This window comes from Agromyces sp. PvR057 (assembly GCF_040547485.1).
Taxonomy (GTDB): domain Bacteria; phylum Actinomycetota; class Actinomycetes; order Actinomycetales; family Microbacteriaceae; genus Agromyces.
The window spans coordinates 1-5,777 of record NZ_JBEPPT010000008.1; the positions used below are offsets into that span (position 1 = coordinate 1).

At 56.0% G+C, this 5,777-nt stretch carries 3 rRNA genes; all 3 read right to left on the reverse strand.

Annotation, left to right across the window (positions count from 1 at the left end):
• Window positions 1-55: 55 nt before the first annotated feature.
• A 5S ribosomal RNA gene (gene rrf / locus ABIC29_RS18975) occupies window positions 56-172 on the reverse strand.
• A 241-nt stretch (window positions 173-413) separates the two neighbouring features.
• Window positions 414-3,518 (reverse strand): 23S ribosomal RNA (locus ABIC29_RS18980).
• Between the two features lie 482 nt (window positions 3,519-4,000).
• Window positions 4,001-5,526 (reverse strand): 16S ribosomal RNA (locus ABIC29_RS18985).
• Together the 16S, 23S and 5S rRNA genes form the textbook arrangement of a ribosomal RNA operon.
• Window positions 5,527-5,777 lie beyond the last annotated feature (251 nt).

Genomic DNA, 5,777 nt, shown 5'->3' on the forward strand with positions numbered 1-5,777 from the left:
GGTGTGTTAAATGCGAAGAGCCGCCCACGTGGTGGGCGGCTCTTCGGGAATGGTTGTCCGGCGGTGTCCTACTCTCCCACAGGGTCCCCCCTGCAGTACCATCGGCGCTGCGAGTCTTAGCTTCCGGGTTCGGAATGTGTCCGGGCGTTTCCCTCGCGCTATGGCCGCCGAAACTCTTGCCACATCCTGCACCACCGGGAGGTTGTCCGTGGTGGTGGGTGTGTAGTCTCGGGCCCCCTTGTGCCTGGGTGTGGTTGCGTGACCTGGTGGTCTCGCAACGTGTGCCCGGGTGGGGGTGTTCGTTGTTGAGTTGTGTGTTGTGTTTCCGTCTGTTGGGAACCACAGAGTGGACGCGAGTCATCAGGCCACACACACGCCTTTTTCGTGAATGCACGTTCGTGTGTGTGTAGTGAGGTTTCAAGTTATCGGCTTATTAGTACCGGTCAGCTCCGACAGTCGTTAGTCCTGTCTTCCACATCCGGCCTATCAACCCAGTCGTCTGGCTGGGAGCCTCTCCCCCTAGGGGATGGAAATCTCATCTTGAGGCCGGCTTCCCGCTTAGATGCTTTCAGCGGTTATCCATCCCGAACGTAGCTAACCAGCGGTGCTCCTGGCGGAACAACTGGCACACCAGAGGTTCGTCCAACCCGGTCCTCTCGTACTAGGGTCAGATCCTCTCAAATTTCCTGCGCGCGCAGAGGATAGGGACCGAACTGTCTCACGACGTTCTAAACCCAGCTCGCGTACCGCTTTAATGGGCGAACAGCCCAACCCTTGGGACCTACTCCAGCCCCAGGATGCGACGAGCCGACATCGAGGTGCCAAACCATGCCGTCGATATGGACTCTTGGGCAAGATCAGCCTGTTATCCCCGAGGTACCTTTTATCCGTTGAGCGACAGCGCTTCCACAAGCCACTGCCGGATCACTAGTCCCGACTTTCGTCCCTGCTCGACCTGTCAGTCTCACAGTCAAGCTCCCTTGTGCACTTACACTCGCCACCTGATTGCCAACCAGGTTGAGGGAACCTTTGGGCGCCTCCGTTACTTTTTGGGAGGCAACCGCCCCAGTTAAACTACCCACCAGGCACTGTCCCTGAACCGGATCACGGTTCGAAGTTAGATATCCAGAGTGACCAGAGTGGTATTTCAACAATGACTCCACCGACACTAGCGTGCCAGCTTCACAGTCTCCCACCTATCCTACACAAGCCACACCGAACACCAATACCAAGCTGTAGTAAAGGTCACGGGGTCTTTCCGTCCTTCTGCGCGTAACGAGCATCTTTACTCGTAATGCAATTTCGCCGAGTTCGCGGTTGAGACAGCTGGGAAGTCGTTACGCCATTCGTGCAGGTCGGAACTTACCCGACAAGGAATTTCGCTACCTTAGGATGGTTATAGTTACCACCGCCGTTTACTGGGGCTTAAATTCTCAGCTTCGCCTTGCGGCTAACCGGTCCTCTTAACCTTCCAGCACCGGGCAGGCGTCAGTCCGTATACATCGTCTTGCGACTTGGCACGGACCTGTGTTTTTAGTAAACAGTCGCTTCCCACTGGTCTCTGCGGCCCTGCAGCGCTTCCTGGAGCAAGTCCATTCACGCCTTAGGCCCCCCTTCTCCCGAAGTTACGGGGGCATTTTGCCGAGTTCCTTAACCACGATTCTCTCGATCTCCTTAGTATTCTCTACCTGACCACCTGAGTCGGTTTGGGGTACGGGCGGCTGGAACCTCGCGTCGATGCTTTTCTCGGCAGCATAGGATCACCCACTTTTTATCCGCATCGTGTCTCAGCCATCATGAGCGACGGATTTGCCTATCGCTCGGCCTACGCACTTGCCCCGGGTCAACCATCGCCCGGGTTGGGCTACCTTCCTGCGTCACACCTGTTAATACGCTCACTCCACCAGATGGGGTCGCATGCCGCCTCACGATCGTCCCCGAAGGGATCCACGCGTCTTGGGATGCTTAGCACTCCTGATTTCATGTGGGCGGTTCTTCGCCGGTACGGGAATATCAACCCGTTGTCCATCGACTACGCCTGTCGGCCTCGCCTTAGGTCCCGACTTACCCAGGGCAGATTAGCTTGACCCTGGAACCCTTGGTCTTCCGGAGGACGGGTTTCTCACCCGTCTTTCGCTACTCATGCCTGCATTCTCACTCGTGTGGCCTCCACGGCTGGTTTACACCGCCGCTTCACTGCCCACACGACGCTCTCCTACCCATCAACACGGCTGGACCACGAAGGCCTACCTGTAATGTCAATGCCACAACTTCGGTGGCGTGCTTGAGCCCCGTTACATTGTCGGCGCGGAATCACTTGACCAGTGAGCTATTACGCACTCTTTCAAGGGTGGCTGCTTCTAAGCCAACCTCCTGGTTGTCTGTGCAACTCCACATCCTTTCCCACTTAGCACGCGCTTAGGGACCTTAGTTGGTGGTCTGGGTTGTTTCCCTCTCGACGATGAAGCTTATCCCCCACCGTCTCACTGCTGCGCTCTCACTTACCGGCATTCGGAGTTTGGCTGACGTCAGTAACCTTTTGGGGCCCATCGGCCATCCAGTAGCTCTACCTCCGGCAAGAAACACGCAACGCTGCACCTAAATGCATTTCGGAGAGAACCAGCTATCACGAAGTTTGATTGGCCTTTCACCCCTATCCACAGCTCATCCCCTCCATTTTCAACTGAAGTGGGTTCGGTCCTCCACGACGTCTTACCGTCGCTTCAACCTGGCCATGGATAGATCACTTCGCTTCGGGTCTAGGACCTGCGACTGAATCGCCCTATTCAGACTCGCTTTCGCTACGGCTGCCCCTCACGGGTTAACCTCGCCACAGATCACTAACTCGCAGGCTCATTCTTCAAAAGGCACGCTGTCACACCAACAAGGGTGCTCCAACGGTTTGTAAGCAAACGGTTTCAGGTACTATTTCACTCCCCTCCCGGGGTACTTTTCACCTTTCCCTCACGGTACTTGTCCGCTATCGGTCATCTGGGAGTATTTAGGCTTATCAGGTGGTCCTGACAGATTCACGCGGGATTTCTCGGGCCCCGCGCTACTTGGGATACCTCTCCGGCCGGCCAGGCATTTCGACTACGGGACTCACACCCACTCCGGTCCGCCTTTCAATGCGGTTCGTCTATACCTGACGCGTCACCGTGACTGCACGGCAGTACAGTCCGAAAGGTCCCACAACCCCGACCATGCAACCCCTGCCGGGTATCACACATGGCTCGGTTTAGCCTCTTCCGCGTTCGCTCGCCACTACTTACGGAATCACGGTTGTTTTCTCTTCCTGTGGGTACTGAGATGTTTCACTTCCCCACGTTCCCTCTACCCGCCCTATATATTCAGGCGGGAGTCACCAGGTCACCCAAAGGGCCTGGCGGGGTTTCCCCATTCGGAAATCCTCGGATCACAGCTCGTTTATCAGCTCCCCGAGGCTTATCGCAGATTACGACGTCCTTCTTCGGCTCCAGATGCCAAGGCATCCACCGTTTGCTCTTAGAAACTTGAAATCACATGAGTTCGATCGAATTCGTATCCGACACCGAAGTGCCGGAGAAATTGACCAGTGAACACACCGAACAACACCCCGAAGGATGCCATTCAATGCGATTCACCTATTGTGAAACAGGACAAAGTCCTGCTTCTAAGATGCTCGCGTCCACTATGTAGTTCTCAACAGACGGCCAGAACCCCCACACCCACCGAATCAGAATCCATCGGCTTCGTGAAGGTCTGAAGAAACCATCACCCCCGGCACCGAAGCGCCAGGACTTGTCCGGTCCCTCAGGACCCAACAGCGTGCATGCACCCGCCCGGCCGGCCCCCACCGTTCCAACCCACCAGCGCTGTTACCAACACTGCGGGCGTACTAGGTCTGAACCATTCAGACGAGCACCTATGTCAATGTTCCACCCATGAGCAGCCAGCAGACACGTTCGGTCTGATCTGGCCAGCACTGCAGGAACCCGAAAGCTCCTGAGTTGCTCCTTAGAAAGGAGGTGATCCAGCCGCACCTTCCGGTACGGCTACCTTGTTACGACTTAGTCCTAATCACCGATCCCACCTTCGACGGCTCCCTCCACAAGGGTTAGGCCACCGGCTTCGGGTGTTACCGACTTTCATGACTTGACGGGCGGTGTGTACAAGGCCCGGGAACGTATTCACCGCAGCGTTGCTGATCTGCGATTACTAGCGACTCCGACTTCATGAGGTCGAGTTGCAGACCTCAATCCGAACTGAGACCGGCTTTTTGGGATTCGCTCCGCCTTACGACATCGCAGCCCTTTGTACCGGCCATTGTAGCATGCGTGAAGCCCAAGACATAAGGGGCATGATGATTTGACGTCATCCCCACCTTCCTCCGAGTTGACCCCGGCAGTCTCACATGAGTTCCCACCATTACGTGCTGGCAACATGCGACGAGGGTTGCGCTCGTTGCGGGACTTAACCCAACATCTCACGACACGAGCTGACGACAACCATGCACCACCTGTAACCGAGTGTCCAAAGAGTTCCCTATTTCTAGGGCGTTCTCGGTCATGTCAAGCCTTGGTAAGGTTCTTCGCGTTGCATCGAATTAATCCGCATGCTCCGCCGCTTGTGCGGGCCCCCGTCAATTCCTTTGAGTTTTAGCCTTGCGGCCGTACTCCCCAGGCGGGGCGCTTAATGCGTTAGCTACGACACGGAAACCGTGGAAAGGTCCCCACATCTAGCGCCCAACGTTTACGGCGTGGACTACCAGGGTATCTAATCCTGTTCGCTCCCCACGCTTTCGCTCCTCAGCGTCAGTTACGGCCCAGAGAACTGCCTTCGCCATCGGTGTTCCTCCTGATATCTGCGCATTCCACCGCTACACCAGGAATTCCATTCTCCCCTACCGCACTCTAGTCTGCCCGTACCCACTGCAGGCTGGAGGTTGAGCCTCCAGTTTTCACAGCAGACGCGACAAACCGCCTACGAGCTCTTTACGCCCAATAATTCCGGACAACGCTCGGACCCTACGTATTACCGCGGCTGCTGGCACGTAGTTAGCCGGTCCTTTTTCTGCAGGTACCGTCAAGCCGAAGCCCTTCTTCCCTACTAAAAGCGGTTTACAACCCGAAGGCCGTCATCCCGCACGCGGCGTTGCTGCATCAGGCTTTCGCCCATTGTGCAATATTCCCCACTGCTGCCTCCCGTAGGAGTCTGGGCCGTGTCTCAGTCCCAGTGTGGCCGGTCACCCTCTCAGGCCGGCTACCCGTCGACGCCTTGGTGAGCCATTACCTCACCAACAAGCTGATAGGCCGCGAGTCCATCCCAGACCGAAAAAACTTTCCACCCCCGACCATGCGGTCAGAGGTCCTATCCGGTATTAGACGTCGTTTCCAACGCTTATCCCAGAGTCCAGGGCAGGTTACTCACGTGTTACTCACCCGTTCGCCACTAATCCCCCCAGCAAGCTGGAGTTCATCGTTCGACTTGCATGTGTTAAGCACGCCGCCAGCGTTCGTCCTGAGCCAGGATCAAACTCTCCAAAAAAAATGGTTCCCAACACTCCGAAGAGCATCAGGGAGTTTGTTCACTGACAGAGAAACAACTGACTTCTAAAAATCAAATTGTCCATCAATCAAAGGAATCCCACCCACCCCCGAAAGAGCAGGTTGGGGTTCAAAAAATTGGCATTGAACATAGTGCACGCTGTTGAGTTCTCAAGAAACGGACGCACCCGAACTCCCAACCCACAACCGTGAGCCACTCATTCAGGGCAACCTGTCAACCATACCACCACA